We start from the raw sequence: 16,668 nt of genomic DNA on the forward strand, positions 1-16,668 counted from the left end.
CCCCCCCTCTATATACTAGTAGGCGGTGCGGCTGCTTCGACTCGCCAGTCCAGCTGCGCCACCCCCGACCCGGGTCGCTTTGAGCGGAATCCTGAAATGAGCCAACAGTTTCAACACGATGTTCTGGTAATTGGCAGCGGTGCTGCCGGCTTGAGCCTTGCGCTGACCTTGCCCGGTCATTTGCGCATTGCCGTATTGAGCAAGGGCAACCTCGCCAATGGCTCGACTTTCTGGGCCCAGGGTGGCGTTGCGGCCGTGCTGGATGACACCGACACCGTTGAATCCCATGTCGATGACACGCTCAATGCCGGCGGCGGCCTGTGCCATGAGGATGCCGTGCGCTTTACCGTCGAGCACAGCAAGGAAGCGATTCAATGGCTGATCGACCAAGGCGTGCCCTTTACCCGCGATGAACAGTCGAGTAATGAAGATGGCGGGTTCGAGTTCCACCTGACCCGCGAGGGCGGTCACAGCCATCGGCGCATCATCCACGCCGCCGATGCCACGGGCGCTGCCATTTTCACAACCCTGCTCGACCAGGCCAGGAAACGACCGAACATTGAGCTGCTGGAGCAGCGGGTTGCGGTTGACCTGATCACGGAGAAACGTCTGGGGCTCGAAGGTGATCGTTGCCTCGGCGCTTATGTGCTCAATCGCGGCACCGGCGAAGTCGACACCTACGGCGCGCGTTTTGTGATTCTCGCCTCAGGTGGCGCGGCCAAGGTTTACCTTTACACCAGTAACCCCGACGGCGCCTGCGGCGATGGTATCGCCATGGCCTGGCGCTCGGGCTGCCGGGTGGCGAACCTGGAATTCAACCAGTTCCACCCCACTTGCCTGTATCACCCGCAAGCCAAGAGTTTCCTGATCACCGAAGCCCTGCGCGGCGAAGGTGCCCACCTGAAGCTGCCAAACGGCGAGCGTTTCATGCAGCGCTTCGATCCACGTGCCGAGTTGGCGCCACGGGACATCGTCGCCCGGGCCATCGACCATGAAATGAAACGCCTGGGTATCGATTGCGTCTATCTGGACATCAGCCACAAGCCCGAAGCCTTCATCAAGACACACTTCCCGACGGTGTACGAACGCTGCCTGGAGTTTTCCATCGATATCACCCGGCAACCGATTCCGGTGGTACCGGCGGCGCACTACACCTGCGGCGGCGTGATGGTCGACCAGCAGGGCCGCACCGATGTGCCGGGGCTCTATGCCATTGGCGAAACCAGTTTCACCGGCCTGCACGGCGCCAACCGCATGGCCAGCAACTCGCTGCTGGAATGCTTCGTTTATGCCCGCTCGGCGGCGGCAGACATTCTCGAACAACTGCCCCGAGTTTCGATGCCTGCCCCCCTTCCCGCCTGGGATGCGAGCCAGGTCACCGATTCCGATGAAGACGTGATCATTGCGCACAACTGGGATGAGTTACGGCGTTTCATGTGGGACTACGTCGGTATCGTACGCACCAACAAACGCCTGCAACGGGCGCAACACCGCGTACAACTGTTGCTGGATGAAATCGACGAGTTCTATAGCAACTACAAGGTCAGCCGGGATTTGATCGAGCTGCGCAACCTGGCCCAGGTGGCCGAGCTGATGATTCTGTCAGCCATGGAGCGCAAGGAAAGCCGTGGCCTGCATTACACCCTCGACTATCCGGACATGTTGCCGGTCGCGCTGGACACTATTCTGGTGCCGCCCACCTACGTCGGCTGAATTTGAGCCGGACCCGCAGGCGTCGGTGCACATCCGCCGCCTGCGCATCCCGGGGCACGCAAATGGCCCTGACCCGGTGCTCGCCACGCAAACGAAAGCGCAATACCACAATCAACGGCAGCGCCAGGCTGTCCGGCCTTAATTGCACGGGCTGCCAACCTTTGGCCCGACTCCACAACTGCCAGCCATCGGCATCGCGCCGCAAGCCGCAAAATGCCTGCGGGTGCGTCAGCAGGATCTGCCGGGGCAACTGCCAGACTCCATGAGCCACGCACAGCACAACACCGAGCGAACTGGCCCAGAGCGGAATTGACAGTAAACACAACGAACCCAACGCGAACAGCTGGGCGAAAAGATACGCCGCCAGCAACTGCCGTGAGGCATGCCAGCGGCATTCGAACACGTTACTTGGGCTGGACACGGTCCAGGATCATGCGGACCATGCGTTGCAGCTCGGGATCTTCCGATTCGCTGCGTTCCATGAACCAGCCGAACATGTCCTGATCCTCACACGTCAGCAGTCGAACGTACAACGCGCGATCCACCTCGTTGAGCGTTGCGTAAACCTCTTTCGTGAACGGTACCAGCAACACGTCAAGCTCAAGCATGCCACGGCGGCTGTGCCAAAAGAGGCGGTTCAGTTCAACATCTTCGACCATGGAGCGCTCCTCAAATAGGCCGCAAGTATACAGGCCCGCGCCCGGTCGAACAGTCGGCTTTGGTCGGGCACCGGTGATCCTTTGTGAACTACCCATTTCCAAGGCGTCCCCTTATGATGTCCGCCAGACTCTTTACCCTGCGATGACCCATGGCCGATTCTGCTTTTTTCTGCACGCTTTCTCATGAAGGTGTTCTCGCGATCCGCGGCGCGGACGCCAGCAAATTCCTGCAAGGCCAATTGACCTGCAATCTCGACTACCTGAGCGATTCCCGGGCCAGCCTCGGTGCGCGCTGCACGCAAAAAGGCCGGATGCAATCGAGTTTCCGCATCCTGCTCGAGGGTGATGGCGTAGTCCTGGCCATGGCCAGCGAATTGCTCGAACCGCAACTGGCGGACCTGAAAAAATACGCGGTGTTTTCCAAGTCGAAACTGACCGACGAAAGTGCCGCCTGGATCCGCTTCGGCGTGGACCATGGCGATGCCGCACTGGCCAGCCTCGGCCTGGACCTGCCGGCAGAAACCGACAGCGTCGTGCGCAACGATGGGCTGATTGCCATCCGCGTCTCACCTGAGCGTGCCGAACTGTGGGCCGCCGTCGATCAAGCCGATGCGGTCAAAGGCAAGTTGTCGGCTTTGCTGAACGAAGGCGATCTGAATCAATGGCTGCTGGGCCAGGTCCGCGCCGGGATCGGCCAGGTCATGCCCGGCACCCGCGAGTTGTTCATCCCGCAGATGCTCAACCTGCAAGCGGTCGGTGGTGTGAGTTTCAAGAAAGGTTGCTACACCGGGCAGGAAATCGTCGCGCGGATGCAGTACCTGGGCAAACTCAAGCGCCGCTTGTATCGCCTGCAACTGGCAGCCAGCGAGCTGCCTGAACCGGGTGTCCCGCTGTTTTCCCCGACCCACGGCAGCTCCATCGGCGAAGTGGTGCTGGCTGCCCGCACCGGGCAAAACATAGAACTCCTGGCGGTGTTGCAAGCCGAAGCAGCAGACAGTGGAGACATCCACCTGGGCGCGATCGAAGGGCCGTCCTTGCAGCTGCTCGACCTGCCTTATGAACTGGACCGCGATCGCGAAATCCAGCAATAACGGCAGCACTTGGCGCGACACCTAGAGAGACTCAATGAGCGAGCTGGCGGAAAAGGTCCAACAGGATTTGGTTGAGGCCATCAATAACGATGACCTGGTTCTGCCAACGTTACCGGAAGTGGCCCTGCAGATTCGCAAGGCCGCGGAAAACCCGGAAGTCAGCGTCAGTACCCTGAGCAAAGTGATCGGCCGTGATACCGCGCTGTCGGCACGCCTGATCAAAGTGGTCAACAGCCCACTGTTGCGCGCAACCCAGGAAGTGACCGATCTGCATACCGCGATCACCCGCCTGGGCATCAACTACAGCTGCAATCTGGCGATCGGCCTGGTCATGGAGCAGATTTTCCATGCCCGCTCCGACGTGGTGGAACAGAAGATGCGCGATGTCTGGCGTAAAAGCCTGGAAATCGCCGGCGTCAGCTACGCTTTGTGCCGCCGCTACACCCGACTCAAACCCGATCAGGCGGCCCTTGGCGGGCTGGTGCATCAGATCGGCGTGCTGCCGATCCTGACCTACGCTGAAGATCACTATGAGCTGCTGTCCGACCCGGTCAGCCTCAATCATGTGATCGACCGGATTCATCCGCTGATCGGCGAAAAACTGCTCAGGGTCTGGGAGTTTCCCGACATGCTGGTACAAGTGCCGCAGCTATACCTGAACTTCAAACGCCAGTCTGCGCAGGTCGACTATGTGGATCTGGTACAGGTGGCCTGCCTGTATTGCCACAAAGACACTGAGCATCCGATCTCGCGCATCGATCCCTTCAGCGTACCCGCTTTCGTCAAGCTCGGGATCGATCCGGACAACAAGGAGATGTGTGCCGATCTGGAAGAAACGCGCTCGATGTTTTACTGATCAAAGACCGCATTGCCCCCTTCGCGAGCAAGCCCGCTCCCACATTTGATCTGCGGCGACTCGGTCCAATGTGGGAGCGGGCTTGCTCGCGAAGGGGCCTGAACAGACGCTGCATCAATCCCCTGCAATAAAGCTCACCCGCACCTTCAATCCCGCGTGTTCGCCATCGTGCAGGCTGATCTGGGCCAGATGCGCGCGGCAGATCTCACCGACAATCGCCAACCCCAATCCAGAACCGACCACTTGCTGATTGCGTCGGTAAAAGCGCTCGAATACCCGATTGCGCTCCTCCAGTGGAATGCCGGGGCCATCATCTTCGACTTCCAGCACGGCGGGCGCCGAGACGCGCAAAACCACGTTGCCACCCGGCGGCGTGTGAGCCAGTGCGTTATCCACAAGATTGCTCAACAGTTCGTTAAGTAGCGTCGGCTCACCCCGCAGCCAGACGGGTTCTTCCGCCTCCAGCGCCAGCGCGATACCGCGCTTGTGCGCCAACGGCGCCATGGCCATGCCCAGCTCCCGGGCCAATTGACTCAGGTCCAGTAACTGCGCGCCGCCCTCGGCAATCGCCCTGGCACCATTTTCGACCCGGGCCAGGGAAAGCAACTGATTGGCCAAGTGGGTCAAGCGATCAGTGCCTTGGGCGGCGGTCTCCAAAGTGCTGCGCCAGGTATCGGGCTCGGCTGAGCGCATGCCCAGCTCCAGTCGCGCCTTGAGCGCTGCCAGTGGCGTACGCAGTTCGTGGGCGGCATCGGCGATGAATTGCGCCTGTTTCTCGAACTGCCCGCGCAGGCGTTCGGTAAAGTGATTGAGCGCACGCACCAGCGGCCACAATTCGCGCTGCACTTCCACCAACGGCAGGGGGCGCAGATCGTCCGGCTGGCGCTCTTCCACCGCCGTGCGCAAGCGCTCCAACGGGCGCAACGCGGCACTCACCGCGAACCACACCAGCATCAATGCCCCGCCCGCCAGCATACCCAGGCGTAACAAAGTATCCGCCGCCAGACTGCGGGCCATGCTCACTCGCGCTTCATCGGTTTCTGCCACGCGGATTTCCGCCATGCCGTTCATGTTCGGCTCGCTCACGGGTTTGAGCAGGCTCACCACACGCACGTTCTGCCCACGGTATTGGGCGTTGTAGAAACGTGCCAGCGCCGGATAGTCATCGGTGCGCGGCGTTCCCGGCGGTGGCCCGGGCAGGTTTTCGTAACCGGAAATCAGCTTCTGATTGATGTCATTGACCAGATAGAAAATCCGCCCGGCGCTGTCGTAGGCGAAGGTATCGAGGGCGACATAAGGCACGTCGAGGCTAAGACTCCCGTCGTGCTCGGACAGACCCGCGGCGATAGTCCGCGCCGAGGCCAGCAAGGTGCGGTCATAGGCCGTGTCGGCGGCTTCGCGACCGTTCCAGTAGGCGCTCAACCCACTGGCCAGCATCAACACCACCAACAATAGCGCCAGGTTCCACAGCAACCGCCAGCGCAGACTGCTGGGCTTATGCATCGCGGCTTTCCAGCAAGTAACCGAGGCCGCGGAAGGTCACGATGACGACCGGCTGGCCGTCGAGTTTCTTGCGCAGGCGGTGCACGTAGATTTCGATCGCATCGGGACTGGCCTCTTCATCGAGCCCGAATACTTGGGAGGCCAGTTGCTCCTTGCTCATCACCCGGCCGGGACGCGCAATCAGGGCTTCGAGTACGGCCTGTTCGCGGGAGGTCAGGGTCAGCAGTTCTTCGCCGAGGGTGAAACGCCGGGTTTCCAGGTCATAGGCCAGCACACCACAACGCTGAATGCGCTCACCGCCCAGCACACTGCGACGCAGCAAGGCTTTGACCCGGGCTTCGAGCTCGGTCAGTTCGAACGGCTTGGCCAGGTAATCGTCGGCTCCGAGGTTCAGGCCGTGGACCCGATCCTTGACATCGCTGCGCGCGGTCAGCATCAACACCGGCAGGTTCTTGCCCCGCGCCCGCAAACGCGCCAGCACTTCGAAACCATCCATGCGCGGCAAGCCGACATCGAGGATCGCCATGGCGTATTCCTCGCTACCCAGCGCCAGGTCGGCTGCCACGCCATCGTGCAGCACGTCCACGGTCAGCCCGGTGCTCTTGAGCGCCTGGGCGACACTTTCGGCGAGCTGCAAATGGTCTTCGACGAGCAGGACACGCATGGATCTTTACCTCGTTCAGGGATGGTCGACGCCATTCTCTGGCGCGAAGTTTACAGCCGCAACCGCCGCTGTGAAGCCCGAAAACCGTGAAAGCCAGCTGAAAGGTTAGCGAAAGGTTAGCCCGTTACAGTCCAGCCACGGACAGTTTCGACTGCCGTCGCTGCCGCCACACAGCGATACGAAAAACGCCTCGAAGCGTTTTCGACAAATAAGAACAATAAACGGAGTAAGTCATCCATGCAGTCCCTGCAGACCCAGGCTATCGCGCCTGCCCGCCTCTCCCGTTTCAGCCACACTGCGCTTGCCAGCGCTGCCGCCCTTGCCGGTTTTTCACCTTTGAGCCAGGCCGCATTCGTCGACGACAGCTCGGCCACTTTCGAAACCCGCAACATGTATTTCAACCGCGATTATCGCGACGGTACCAGTGCCCAACAGTCCAAGCGCGACGAGTGGGCCCAGGGTTTCATGCTCAATCTGAAATCAGGCTACACCGACGGCACCGTGGGGTTCGGTGTCGATGCGCTGGGCATGATGGGGGTCAAGCTCGACTCAAGCCCGGACCGCACCGGTACCGGCCTGCTGCCGACCGACGATGGGCGTGCCGTCGATGAATATTCCAAACTCGGCCTGACCGGTAAAATGAAAATTTCCGCCAGCGAGCTGAAAATCGGCAGCCTGATTCCGGAACTGCCGATCCTCAAGGCCAACGACGGGCGCATCCTGCCGCAGACCTTTGAAGGCGGCATGCTGACCTCCAAAGAGATCAAGAACCTGACCTTCACCGGCGGGCGCCTGGACAAGGCCAAGGACCGCGACAGCACCGACTTCGAGGACGTTGCCCTCAACAACAAGAACAGCCGTTTCGCTGGCACCGTGGCCGGCAAGCACTTCGATTTCGGCGGCGCGGACTACAAGTTCACCGACAAGATCACCGGCAGTTATCACTTCGCGCAACTCGATGAAGTCTACAACCAGCACTTTCTCGGGTTGATTGCCTCGCAGCCGTTCGGCCCCGGCACTTTTGCCAGCGACCTGCGGTTTGCCATCAGTGACGACCAGGGCGAGGCCCGTGGCGGCAAGATCGACAACAAGTCCCTCAACGGTCTGGTGAGTTACGCCTTGAGCGGGCACAAGTTCAGCGCGGGCTACCAGCACATGTCCGGCGACAGCGCATTCCCGTATGTGGATGGCAGCGACCCGTACCTGGTGAACTTCGTACAGATCAACGATTTTGCCGGCGCCGAAGAGCGTTCCTGGCAAGCGCGTTATGACTTCGACTTCGTCGCGCTCGGTATCCCGGGCCTGAGTTTCATGAGCCGTTACGTGAGTGGCGACAACATCAAGCTCAAGAACGGTGACGAAGGCAAAGAATGGGAACGCAACTCCGAGATTAAATATGTTGTACAAAGCGGTGCGCTCAAGGATGTCGCCGTGCGCCTGCGCAATGCCACCTACCGCTCCAACTACTCCGCTCGCGATGCCGATGAAGTACGTCTGCTGGTGAGCTATAGCGTTGCCCTTTGGTAATTCAGTACGTCGATAACAACAACTCCCAAGGAGACTTGAATGAACCTGTCAATGCGTAAACTAGCCCTCGCCGCCAGCGTCCTGCTGTTCACCGGCCAAGCGCTTGCCGAACCCAAGCGCCCGGAATGCATCGCCCCGGCCTCGCCCGGCGGTGGTTTCGACCTGACCTGCAAACTGGCGCAAAGCGCGCTGGTCAACGAAAAACTGCTGACCAAACCGATGCGCGTGACGTACATGCCCGGCGGTGTCGGCGCGGTGGCGTACAACGCGGTGGTTGCCCAGCGTCCGGCGGACGCCGGCACCCTGGTGGCATGGTCAAGCGGTTCGCTGCTGAACCTGGCCCAAGGCAAATTCGGTCGCTTCGATGAAAGCAACGTACGCTGGCTGGCCGCCGTCGGCACCAGCTATGGCGCCATCGCGGTGAAAAGCGATTCGCCTTACAAGACTCTGGACGATCTGGTCCAGGCACTGAAGAAAGATCCGAGCAAAGTGGTGATCGGTTCCGGCGGTACCGTCGGTAGCCAGGACTGGATGCAAACCGCGCTGATCGCCAAGGCCGCCGGGATCAACCCGCGTGACCTGCGTTACGTTGCCCTTGAAGGTGGCGGTGAAATTGCCACCGCCCTGCTCGGCGGCCACATCCAGGTCGGTAGCACCGACATCTCCGACTCCATGCCGCACATCCAGAGCGGCGACATGCGTCTGCTGGCGGTGTTCTCCGACAAACGCCTGGACGAGCCGGAAATGAAAGACATCCCGACCGCCCGCGAGCAAGGCTACGACATCGTCTGGCCGGTGGTGCGCGGTTTCTACCTCGGGCCAAAAGTCAGTGACGAAGACTACGCCTGGTGGAAAGCTGCCTTCGACAAACTGCTGGCTTCCGAAGACTTCGCCAAGTTGCGCGATCAGCGTGAGCTCTTCCCGTTCGCCATGACCGGCCCCGAGCTGGACACCTACGTGAAGAAGCAGGTCGCGGACTACAAAGTGCTGGCCAAAGAGTTCGGCCTGATCCAGTGATCGTCTCTGTCTAGCGGCTGCGCCCCCGATTTTTCGGGGCCGCAGCCCAGGAGTTCCCCATGCTCTTACAACGCATTTTTGCCTCGGTGCTGTTACTGGCCTGTATCGGCCTGGCGCTGATGGCGTGGCCGTACCAAGCAGCTTTTTCCTATGAACCGGTGGGGCCTCGGGCCTTTCCACTGCTGATGCTCGGCCTGATGGGCTCGGCGCTGTTGTACATGGCGTTCCGTCCGGCACCGATCAAGCACAGTGCTGACGAGCCGCCGCTGGATCGCGAAACCCTGACCAAGATCGGCATCTGTGTGGTGCTGTTACTGGTGTTCGCCGGCACTTTCGAGCCGCTGGGCTTTATCGTCGCCAGCATCATCACCGGTGTGCCGATGGCGCGCCTGTATGGCGGCCGCTGGGTGCCCAGCGTGGTGATCATCAGCCTGATGGCCGTCGGTCTTTACCTGCTGTTCGACCGCTTGATGGACGTGCCGCTGCCACTTGGCGTGCTCGACGTTCTGGAGAACTGATATGGATACTCTTGGCTATTTGGGTCAGGGCTTCGGCGTCGCGCTGAGCCCGTACAATCTGGTGACCGCTCTGTGCGGCACCCTGATCGGCACCGTGGTCGGCCTGTTGCCGGGCCTGGGTCCGATCAACGGCGTGGCACTGTTGATTCCGATCGCATTCGCCCTTGGCCTGCCGCCGGAGTCGGCGCTGATCCTGCTGGCAGCGGTGTACCTGGGTTGCGAATACGGCGGCCGGATCAGCTCGATCCTGCTGAACATCCCGGGCGAAGCGTCCACCGTGATGACCACCCTCGACGGTTACCCGATGGCGCGCAAAGGCCTGGCCGGTGTAGCGCTGTCGTTGTCGGCATGGAGCTCGTTCATCGGTGCGTTTATTGCCACTTGCGGCATGGTGCTGTTCGCCCCGCTGCTGGCGAAATGGGCGATTGCCTTCGGCCCGGCGGAATATTTCGTGTTGATGGTGTTTGCGATTGTCTGCCTCGGCGGCATGGCCGGTGACCGTCCGCTGAAGACGTTCATCGCGGCGCTGATCGGACTGTTCCTGTCGACCGTCGGCATCGACGCCAACAGCGGTGTGTATCGCTTCACCGGGGACAACATCCACCTGACCGACGGCATCCAGTTCGTCGTGCTGGTGCTGGGCCTGTTCTCCATCAGCGAAATCCTGCTGCTGCTGGAAAAAACCCACCACGGCCAGGAAGCGGTGAAAGCCACCGGACGCATGATGTTCAACTTCAAGGAAGCGGCGTCGGTGTTCGTGGTGAACATTCGTTGCGGCGTACTGGGCTTCATCATGGGCGTGTTACCGGGTGCAGGCGCTACCCTGGCCAGCGCCGTGGCCTACATGACTGAAAAACGCATCGCCGGTGCCAAGGGTACTTTCGGCCAGGGTGACATGCGCGGTCTCGCCGCTCCGGAAACCGCCATTGGTGGTGCGGCTTGCGGTGCGCTGGTGCCGATGCTGACCCTCGGCGTTCCAGGTTCCGGCACCACGGCAGTGATGATTGGCGCGCTGTCGCTGTACAACATCACCCCCGGTCCACTGTTGTTCCAGGAACAACCCGACATTGTCTGGGGCCTGATCGCGTCGTTGTTCATTGCCAACGTGATGCTGGTGATCCTCAACATCCCGATGATCCGCGTGTTCACCCGCATCCTCGCCGTGCCGAACTGGGCGCTGGTGCCGGTGATCGCCATCATTACCGGGATCGGCGTCTACGCAGTGCACGCCACCACATTCGACCTGTTCCTGATGATCGGTATCGGTATCTTTGGCTACATCCTGCGCAAGCTGGACTTCCCGTTGTCGCCGCTGTTGCTGGGCTTCATCCTCGGTGGCCTGATGGAGCAGAACCTGCGTCGCGCCCTGTCAATTTCCAACGGCGCGCTGGAAATCCTCTGGTCGAGCCCGATCACCTTTGGTGTCTGGGTACTGACGGCGATCATGCTGTTGATGCCGATCATCCGTATCTGGCGCAAACGCTCGGTCGCGCAACGCGCTATTGCCGATGTCTGATCGGTCACCCTTCAGAAACTGGTGGGGAACCCCGCTGGTCGGCCTGCTTGGCGGTTACCTCGCCAGCCAGGTCGGCTGGCCTTTGCCGTGGATGGTCGGCTCATTGCTGGCGATCATCCTCGTGCGCTGCCTGACACCTTGGCAATTGGCGGAAATCCCTGGCGGCCGCAAGTGCGGCCAGTGGATCGTCGGCATCGGTATCGGCCTGCACTTCACCCCGGTGGTGATGGAGCAGGTGCTGAGTCATTTCGGTCTGATCTTCTTCGGTGCGTTGGTCACCAGCCTGTCCGCCGTGGTTGGCGTGTGGCTGATGCGCCGCACCGGTGAAGATCGTGCCACGGCGTTCTTTTCCAGCATGCCTGGCGGTTCCGGGGAGATGGTCAACCTTGGCGCACGCAACGGCGCGGTGCTCAGCCGTGTCGCGGCGGGGCAAAGTCTGCGGGTGTTGGTCGTGGTCCTCTGCGTGCCAGCGGTTTTCAAGTATTTACTGGGCGATGGTGCCCCGGTCTTACATGCCAGCGTTGTGGACTGGCGCTGGCTGGCCCTGCTGTTCCCGGCAGGCGCTTTGGCGGCCTGGATCTGGGAACGCCTGCGTCAACCCAATCCCTGGCTGTTCGGGCCGTTGCTGGTCAGCGCGGCCGTCAGCATCGGCTGGGATCTGCACATCGGCTTGCCCAATGGCGGTAGCCAGATCGGCCAATGGCTAATCGGCAGCGGTCTGGGCTGTCACTTCAACCGGCAGTTTTTCCGGCGTGCGCCATCGTTCATGGGCCGCACCTTGATCGGCACGGTGTTGACCATGCTGATCGCGGCCGTAGCAGCCCTGGGTTTGAGTGCGCTGACCCACCTGGACCTGCGTTCGCTGACATTGGGCATGATGCCCGGCGGCATCGCCGAGATGAGCCTGACGGCGCAAACCCTGCAACTGTCGGTGCCGCTGGTGACGGCGATGCAGGTGATGCGGTTGTTGTTTGTGCTGTTTCTGGCGGAACCGTTGTTCAAGTACTGGGACCGACAACCGGATTCTGTCTGAAAGACCGAGTCGCCTGCTTCGCGAGCAAGCCCGCTCCCACAAGGATCACGCGAACCCTGTGGGAGCGGGCTTGCTCGCGAAGAGGCCCTCGAAATCAACGCTTAAACCGGTGGCAACCGCCACTCGATCGGCGTTTCGCCATTCTGCTCAAGAAACTTGTTGGTGCGGCTGAAGTGCCCGCACCCGAGGAAGCCGCGATAGGCCGATAACGGTGACGGGTGCACCGAAGTCAGCACCAGGTGCTTGGTGGCGTCGATCAGTTTCTGCTTGCTCTGGGCATGGGCGCCCCACAGCATGAACACCAGGTGCGGTTGCTGCTGGCTGACCACTTCAATGACCCGATCGGTGAAAAACTGCCAGCCCTTGTCCTTGTGCGCATTGGCATTGGCGCGCTCGACCGTCATGGTGGTGTTGAGCATCAACACGCCCTGATCGGCCCAGCTCTGCAAGTAGCCATGGTTGGGGATGTCGATGTTCAGGTCGCGTTTGAGTTCTTTGTAAATGTTCACCAATGACGGTGGCGCCGGCACGCCGGGTTGCACCGAAAAGCACAAACCATGGGCCTGGCCCGGACCGTGATAAGGATCCTGACCGAGGATCACCACTTTGACCTTGTTCAGCGGCGTGGAATTGAGCGCGTGGAAAATCATCGGCCCCGGCGGATAGATCTCCTTGCCGGCCGCCCGCTCCTGTTGCAGGAAGTTTCGCAACTCTGCCATGTAGGGCTGGTCGAACTCGGCACGCAATGCCTCCTTCCAGCTCGGTTCGAGTTTGATACGGTCGTCAGCAGTCATGGTCATACCCGGCAGAAACAATGGGGCGAACCCTAGGAAAGCCTACCTCGCTTGTCAATTGATCTGACGCAGATCCGGCACTTTCCCACACAACGATCATACTTAACCCTCAAATTCCCGATCGAGGTCACGATGAATCTGCACTTCGAAGAACTCACCGGCACCGACGGCGCCCGCATCGGCATCGCCAGCCTGGATGCTGAAAAATCCCTGAACGCCCTGTCCCTGCCAATGATCAACGCTCTGCGCGATCGTATGGAAGCCTGGGCCAAGGACCCGCAAATTGTTTGCGTGCTGTTGCGCGGTAATGGCCCCAAGGCGTTTTGCGCCGGGGGTGAGGTGCGCAGCCTGGTCGAAGCCTGCCGCGAGCACCCCGGGGAAGTGCCGCCACTGGCCGCGCACTTTTTTGCGGCGGAATATCGACTGGACTTCAAACTGCATACCTACCCGAAACCGTTGATCTGTTGGGGTCATGGCTATGTGCTGGGTGGCGGTATGGGGTTGCTGCAAGGTGCAAGCATACGCATCGTCACACCGAGCAGCCGGTTAGCGATGCCCGAGATCAGCATCGGCCTGTACCCGGACGTTGGTGGCAGTTGGTTTCTGTCGCGCCTGCCCGGAAAGGTCGGGTTGTTCCTGGGCCTGACCGGTTCGCACATGAACGGCCGCGATGCCATCGACCTGGGCCTGGCCGACCGTTTCCTGCTCGATGAGCAGCAGCCGAAATTGATTGAAGGTCTGTTGCAACTGAACTGGCAGGAACAGACACCCATGCAGCTCAACAGCCTGCTCAAGGCCTTACAGCAGGAAGCCGTGGCGCAGATGCCCGAAGCCCAGTGGCTGCCGCGGCGCCAGCAGATCGACGAACTGCTGGATGTCAGCGACGTGCGTTGCGCCTGGAAGGCCATCAGCGCCTTGCGCGATCACACCGATCTGTTGCTGAGCCGCGCGGCCAGGACCATGAGCGAAGGCTCGCCGCTGACCGCACACCTGGTGTGGGAGCAGATCGTCCGTGCCCGGCACCTGTCGCTGGCCGAGGTCTTTCAGATGGAATACACCCTGAGCCTCAACTGCTGTCGTCATCCGGAACTCAGCGAAGGCGTACGTGCCCGGTTGATCGACAAGGATCAGAAGCCGCACTGGCATTGGCCGGACATCAACAACGTGCCGGACATGGTGGTAGAGGCGCATTTCCACAAGGCATGGGAAGGCCGGCATCCGCTGGCGGACTTGTCCGAATACTGAAAACACACGCAAAACTGTGGGAGCGGGCTTGCTCGCGAAGGCGGAGTGTCAGACAACATCAATGTTTCTGAGACGACGCCTTCGCGAGCAAGCCCGCTCCCACATTAGAGCTGTTTCTATATAAAACTAGCGGTGATTACCCCGCCAGTTGTGATCGCCGCGTCCGCCACGATGGTTGCGCCAGTCATGGCCGCGAGAGTCATTGTTCCAGCCCCCGCGGTTACGGCCGTCCCAGCCATGGTTCTGATGCATCCGGTCATCACCCCGATATGGCTGGTAGTAACGCGGAGCGGGCTGGTAATAGTGCGGTTGATACATCCGCGGCTGCGAGTAATAGCGCGGTGTCGGCTGGTAGTACCGCGCTGGCGGCATGTAATACCGAGGCGACGGTGTGTAGTAACCATTGGAATAGTAGGAACTCCTCCCGGCGTAATAGGTTGGCGCTGGCGAGGAATAGACTTCGGAACTGTAGTAACTGCCTCCTTCGTCGTAATAAGGCACGCACCCACTAAGGGACAATCCCGACACAACAAGTAGAAGAATTCGCCGCAGCTTATTTTGATAGAGCATGGCGGCCTCCTGGACCGCGGGTGAGCCACACCAGCGACGCTGGCAAGCGACAGTCAAATGTTCGGTGACTGTCGAAAGATCAGACATCGAACTCGGAATCTGGTGCGCCCTTGAAACAAGTGGAAACATCTGGCCGATGAAAGGTTTTTCATCCATTCACGCCCTGATTAACGGTGGCCACCGCGATATCCACCGCCATGATATCCATCTCCGTGATACCAACCGCCGCGATAGCCGTGGCCACCGTAGTAACCGTGCCCACCGTAGTAATAGGAGCGATAGCCACCGTAATAACGTGGGCTGTGGAAATAAGGCGAGTAGTAACCGGGGTAGTAATAAGATGTCCCGTAGACGTCGGCAGGACTGTCGTAGTAATAGCAGCCAGACAATCCAAAACCGAGCACTGCACCCAACAACAAACGACGCAACATGACGGCCTCCGTAAAGACCCGTGACAGCAGTCGGCACACATCGACTGACATCTGTTTTGACTGGCAAACCTCTGCCAAGTGCAACGTTGCATCAACCTTCGGATCAGCGGCGGACACGTTCCAATGCAGTGCATCTGCGCACCATCACAAGGCAGCCCGCCCTCCCGACCACCCTCCTCGACCACTCCACCCCCCGCGCTAGAGCGCTCGGGTCAACTTGGCACGCCTCTCGCTTTAGCGCAGGTGTTCCAAAAAAATGTGCAGGCGTCACCACAGGTTCGCGGCACCACAATTTGCAATGGCTGACTAGGGTTCCGGCTCGCGATAGCGAGTGACTGGTCCGAGAGTTGGCGACCTCCAGTTGAGGTTACACGGCGGGACAAAAGCCCGGGAGACAAGCCACCGTTAGCGGTGCCGCTGCCTTCCTGTCCGTCCTTGATCAACTGGAGAACCATCATGTCCAAGCTTCGTTTACCCGCCCTGCTCGCCGCTGCGTTCGCGGCCCTCGTGAGCCTCTCGTCCCAGGCCGCCCAGAAAGACCACTTCAGCGTGTGCTGGACGATCTACGCCGGCTGGATGCCGTGGGAATATGCCGGCAGTCAGGGCATCGTCGATAAGTGGGCGAAAAAGTACGGCATCAAGATCGACGTGGTGCAGCTCAATGACTATGTCGAATCCATCAACCAGTACACCGCCGGCCAGTTCGACGGTTGCACCATGACCAACATGGACGCGCTGACCATTCCGGCGGCCGGTGGCGTCGACAGCACCGCGCTGATTGTCAGCGATTTCTCCAACGGCAACGACGGCATCGTGCTCAAGGGCGAAGGCAAGAAAGTCGCCGACCTCAAGGGCATGGACGTCAACCTGGTGGAGCTCTCGGTCTCCCACTACCTGCTGGCTCGCGCCCTCGATTCGGTGGACCTCACCGAGAAAGACCTGAAAGTCGTCAACACCTCCGATGCCGATATCTCGGCCGCCTTCAACACCGAACAGGTCAACGCCGTCACCACCTGGAACCCGATGCTCTCGGACATCAAGGCCAAGCCTGGGGTGAGCGAAGTGTTTAACTCCAGCCAGATCCCCGGCGAAATCATGGACATGATGGTGGTCAACTCCCAGACCCTCAAAGACAACCCGGCCCTCGGCAAGGCGCTGACCGGTGCCTGGTTTGAAGTGGTCGAGTTGATGAACGCCAGGACCGCTGCGAGCAAAGCCGCACTGGAACACATGGCCAAGGCCTCGGGCACTGACCTGCCGGGTTTCCAGGCACAACTGGACACCACCAAATTGTTCGCCACGCCCAAGGAAGCCCTGGCGTTCAGCACCAGCAAGCAACTGCCGGAAACCATGCGCAAAGTCGCCGAGTTCTCCTTCCAGCACGGCTTGCTGGGTGAAGGCGCCAAGGACACCAGCGCGGTCGGCATGGCCTTCGCCAACGGCGTGACCAGCGGCGACACGGGCAACCTCAAGCTGCGCTTCGACCCGAGTTACGTGCAGATGGCCGCCGACGCCAAGCTGTAAGAAGAGG

General features: G+C 60.6%; 17 protein-coding genes and 1 riboswitch. Of the genes, 10 read left to right on the forward strand and 7 right to left on the reverse strand.

The window, feature by feature from the left end; genetic code table 11:
• Positions 1-96 precede the first annotated feature (96 nt).
• Complete coding sequence (gene nadB / locus ABIA48_RS07785) at positions 97-1,713, forward strand: L-aspartate oxidase (protein WP_429487701.1); 1,617 nt, start codon at positions 97-99, stop codon at positions 1,711-1,713.
• Here the strand turns inward: nadB and ABIA48_RS07790 are convergent.
• Positions 1,682-2,134 (reverse strand): protein YgfX, encoded by a 453-nt coding sequence (locus ABIA48_RS07790; RefSeq protein WP_429487703.1) that lies wholly within the window; start codon positions 2,132-2,134, stop codon positions 1,682-1,684. The genes nadB and ABIA48_RS07790 overlap by 32 nt on opposite strands.
• Positions 2,118-2,372 (reverse strand): succinate dehydrogenase assembly factor 2, encoded by a 255-nt coding sequence (locus ABIA48_RS07795; protein ID WP_007979797.1) that lies wholly within the window; start codon positions 2,370-2,372, stop codon positions 2,118-2,120. Before ABIA48_RS07795 ends, ABIA48_RS07790 begins: the two co-directional genes overlap by 17 nt.
• A 149-nt stretch (positions 2,373-2,521) precedes the next feature.
• Between ABIA48_RS07795 and ABIA48_RS07800 the strand changes: the two genes are divergently transcribed.
• A complete protein-coding gene (locus ABIA48_RS07800) occupies positions 2,522-3,463 on the forward strand; it encodes a YgfZ/GcvT domain-containing protein (protein WP_429487705.1) in 942 nt (313 codons plus the stop codon).
• A 34-nt stretch (positions 3,464-3,497) separates the two neighbouring features.
• Entirely contained in the window at positions 3,498-4,319 is an 822-nt protein-coding gene (locus ABIA48_RS07805) for an HDOD domain-containing protein (RefSeq protein ID WP_429487707.1), read from the forward strand.
• Positions 4,320-4,433: 114 nt separating this feature from the next.
• Here ABIA48_RS07805 and ABIA48_RS07810 read toward each other — a convergent pair whose 3' ends face one another.
• Together ABIA48_RS07810 and ABIA48_RS07815 are read right to left on the reverse strand one after the other, a co-directional pair.
• Positions 4,434-5,822 carry a sensor histidine kinase N-terminal domain-containing protein gene (locus tag ABIA48_RS07810; RefSeq protein WP_429487709.1) on the reverse strand — a complete coding sequence of 463 codons (1,389 nt, stop codon included), beginning with the start codon at positions 5,820-5,822 and terminating at the stop codon, positions 4,434-4,436.
• Positions 5,815-6,486: a response regulator gene (locus ABIA48_RS07815; RefSeq protein WP_429487711.1), complete on the reverse strand. Its 672-nt coding sequence runs from the start codon at positions 6,484-6,486 to the stop codon at positions 5,815-5,817. Before ABIA48_RS07815 ends, ABIA48_RS07810 begins: the two co-directional genes overlap by 8 nt.
• Before the next feature lie 237 nt (positions 6,487-6,723).
• On the opposite strand from ABIA48_RS07815, the gene ABIA48_RS07820 reads away from it, so the two are divergent.
• From ABIA48_RS07820 to ABIA48_RS07840, 5 genes are read left to right on the forward strand one after another with little or no spacing between them, the layout of a single operon-like run.
• Positions 6,724-8,013, forward strand: coding sequence for an OprD family porin (locus ABIA48_RS07820; protein WP_429487713.1), 1,290 nt, complete (start codon positions 6,724-6,726; stop codon positions 8,011-8,013).
• 39 nt (positions 8,014-8,052) lie between these two features.
• A complete protein-coding gene (locus tag ABIA48_RS07825; protein WP_429487715.1) occupies positions 8,053-9,030 on the forward strand; it encodes a Bug family tripartite tricarboxylate transporter substrate binding protein in 978 nt (325 codons plus the stop codon).
• A 59-nt stretch (positions 9,031-9,089) separates the two neighbouring features.
• A complete protein-coding gene (locus ABIA48_RS07830; RefSeq protein ID WP_204929881.1) occupies positions 9,090-9,548 on the forward strand; it encodes a tripartite tricarboxylate transporter TctB family protein in 459 nt (152 codons plus the stop codon).
• A gap of 1 nt (position 9,549) precedes the next feature.
• The gene (locus ABIA48_RS07835) at positions 9,550-11,064 is read left to right on the forward strand and encodes a tripartite tricarboxylate transporter permease (protein ID WP_007984722.1); all 1,515 of its coding nucleotides are present in this window, start codon (positions 9,550-9,552) and stop codon (positions 11,062-11,064) included.
• Positions 11,057-12,097, forward strand: coding sequence for an AbrB family transcriptional regulator (locus tag ABIA48_RS07840; RefSeq protein WP_277535424.1), 1,041 nt, complete (start codon positions 11,057-11,059; stop codon positions 12,095-12,097). Before ABIA48_RS07835 ends, ABIA48_RS07840 begins: the two co-directional genes overlap by 8 nt.
• Positions 12,098-12,198: 101 nt before the next feature.
• Here the strand turns inward: ABIA48_RS07840 and ung are convergent, their stop codons facing one another.
• Positions 12,199-12,891, reverse strand: a complete 693-nt coding sequence (gene ung / locus ABIA48_RS07845; RefSeq protein WP_204929884.1) for a uracil-DNA glycosylase — start codon at positions 12,889-12,891, stop codon at positions 12,199-12,201.
• 132 nt (positions 12,892-13,023) lie between these two features.
• On the opposite strand from ung, the gene ABIA48_RS07850 reads away from it, so the two are divergent.
• Positions 13,024-14,136: an enoyl-CoA hydratase/isomerase family protein gene (locus ABIA48_RS07850; protein WP_429487718.1), complete on the forward strand. Its 1,113-nt coding sequence runs from the start codon at positions 13,024-13,026 to the stop codon at positions 14,134-14,136.
• A gap of 126 nt (positions 14,137-14,262) precedes the next feature.
• Here the strand turns inward: ABIA48_RS07850 and ABIA48_RS07855 are convergent, their stop codons facing one another.
• Complete coding sequence (locus ABIA48_RS07855; protein ID WP_429487720.1) at positions 14,263-14,706, reverse strand: hypothetical protein; 444 nt, start codon at positions 14,704-14,706, stop codon at positions 14,263-14,265.
• A 167-nt stretch (positions 14,707-14,873) separates the two neighbouring features.
• The gene (locus tag ABIA48_RS07860; RefSeq protein WP_429487722.1) at positions 14,874-15,137 is read right to left on the reverse strand and encodes a hypothetical protein; all 264 of its coding nucleotides are present in this window, start codon (positions 15,135-15,137) and stop codon (positions 14,874-14,876) included.
• Positions 15,138-15,432: 295 nt separating this feature from the next.
• Positions 15,433-15,533: riboswitch (guanidine-I (ykkC/yxkD leader) on the forward strand.
• A 60-nt stretch (positions 15,534-15,593) separates the two neighbouring features.
• Between ABIA48_RS07860 and ABIA48_RS07865 the strand changes: the two genes are divergently transcribed.
• The gene (locus tag ABIA48_RS07865) at positions 15,594-16,661 is read left to right on the forward strand and encodes a putative urea ABC transporter substrate-binding protein (protein WP_277535417.1); all 1,068 of its coding nucleotides are present in this window, start codon (positions 15,594-15,596) and stop codon (positions 16,659-16,661) included.
• Positions 16,662-16,668 lie beyond the last annotated feature (7 nt).

The sequence above is a fragment of the Pseudomonas sp. S30_BP2TU TE3576 genome (genome assembly GCF_050436025.1).
In the GTDB taxonomy this organism is placed as follows: Bacteria; Pseudomonadota; Gammaproteobacteria; order Pseudomonadales; family Pseudomonadaceae; genus Aquipseudomonas.

What these genes read in the sequence shown, in the direction of transcription:
- nadB (WP_429487701.1), top strand. Translation starts at nt 97, where the DNA reads ATGAGCCAACAGTTTCAACACGATGTTCTGGTAATTGGCAGCGGTGCT.
- ABIA48_RS07795 (WP_007979797.1), bottom strand. Translation starts at nt 2,372, where the DNA reads ATGGTCGAAGATGTTGAACTGAACCGCCTCTTTTGGCACAGCCGCCGT.
- ABIA48_RS07800 (WP_429487705.1), top strand. Translation starts at nt 2,522, where the DNA reads ATGGCCGATTCTGCTTTTTTCTGCACGCTTTCTCATGAAGGTGTTCTC.
- ABIA48_RS07805 (WP_429487707.1), top strand. Translation starts at nt 3,498, where the DNA reads ATGAGCGAGCTGGCGGAAAAGGTCCAACAGGATTTGGTTGAGGCCATC.
- ABIA48_RS07810 (WP_429487709.1), bottom strand. Translation starts at nt 5,822, where the DNA reads ATGCATAAGCCCAGCAGTCTGCGCTGGCGGTTGCTGTGGAACCTGGCG.
- ABIA48_RS07815 (WP_429487711.1), bottom strand. Translation starts at nt 6,486, where the DNA reads ATGCGTGTCCTGCTCGTCGAAGACCATTTGCAGCTCGCCGAAAGTGTC.
- ABIA48_RS07820 (WP_429487713.1), top strand. Translation starts at nt 6,724, where the DNA reads ATGCAGTCCCTGCAGACCCAGGCTATCGCGCCTGCCCGCCTCTCCCGT.
- ABIA48_RS07825 (WP_429487715.1), top strand. Translation starts at nt 8,053, where the DNA reads ATGAACCTGTCAATGCGTAAACTAGCCCTCGCCGCCAGCGTCCTGCTG.
- ABIA48_RS07830 (WP_204929881.1), top strand. Translation starts at nt 9,090, where the DNA reads ATGCTCTTACAACGCATTTTTGCCTCGGTGCTGTTACTGGCCTGTATC.
- ABIA48_RS07835 (WP_007984722.1), top strand. Translation starts at nt 9,550, where the DNA reads ATGGATACTCTTGGCTATTTGGGTCAGGGCTTCGGCGTCGCGCTGAGC.
- ABIA48_RS07840 (WP_277535424.1), top strand. Translation starts at nt 11,057, where the DNA reads ATGTCTGATCGGTCACCCTTCAGAAACTGGTGGGGAACCCCGCTGGTC.
- ung (WP_204929884.1), bottom strand. Translation starts at nt 12,891, where the DNA reads ATGACTGCTGACGACCGTATCAAACTCGAACCGAGCTGGAAGGAGGCA.
- ABIA48_RS07850 (WP_429487718.1), top strand. Translation starts at nt 13,024, where the DNA reads ATGAATCTGCACTTCGAAGAACTCACCGGCACCGACGGCGCCCGCATC.
- ABIA48_RS07855 (WP_429487720.1), bottom strand. Translation starts at nt 14,706, where the DNA reads ATGCTCTATCAAAATAAGCTGCGGCGAATTCTTCTACTTGTTGTGTCG.
- ABIA48_RS07860 (WP_429487722.1), bottom strand. Translation starts at nt 15,137, where the DNA reads ATGTTGCGTCGTTTGTTGTTGGGTGCAGTGCTCGGTTTTGGATTGTCT.
- ABIA48_RS07865 (WP_277535417.1), top strand. Translation starts at nt 15,594, where the DNA reads ATGTCCAAGCTTCGTTTACCCGCCCTGCTCGCCGCTGCGTTCGCGGCC.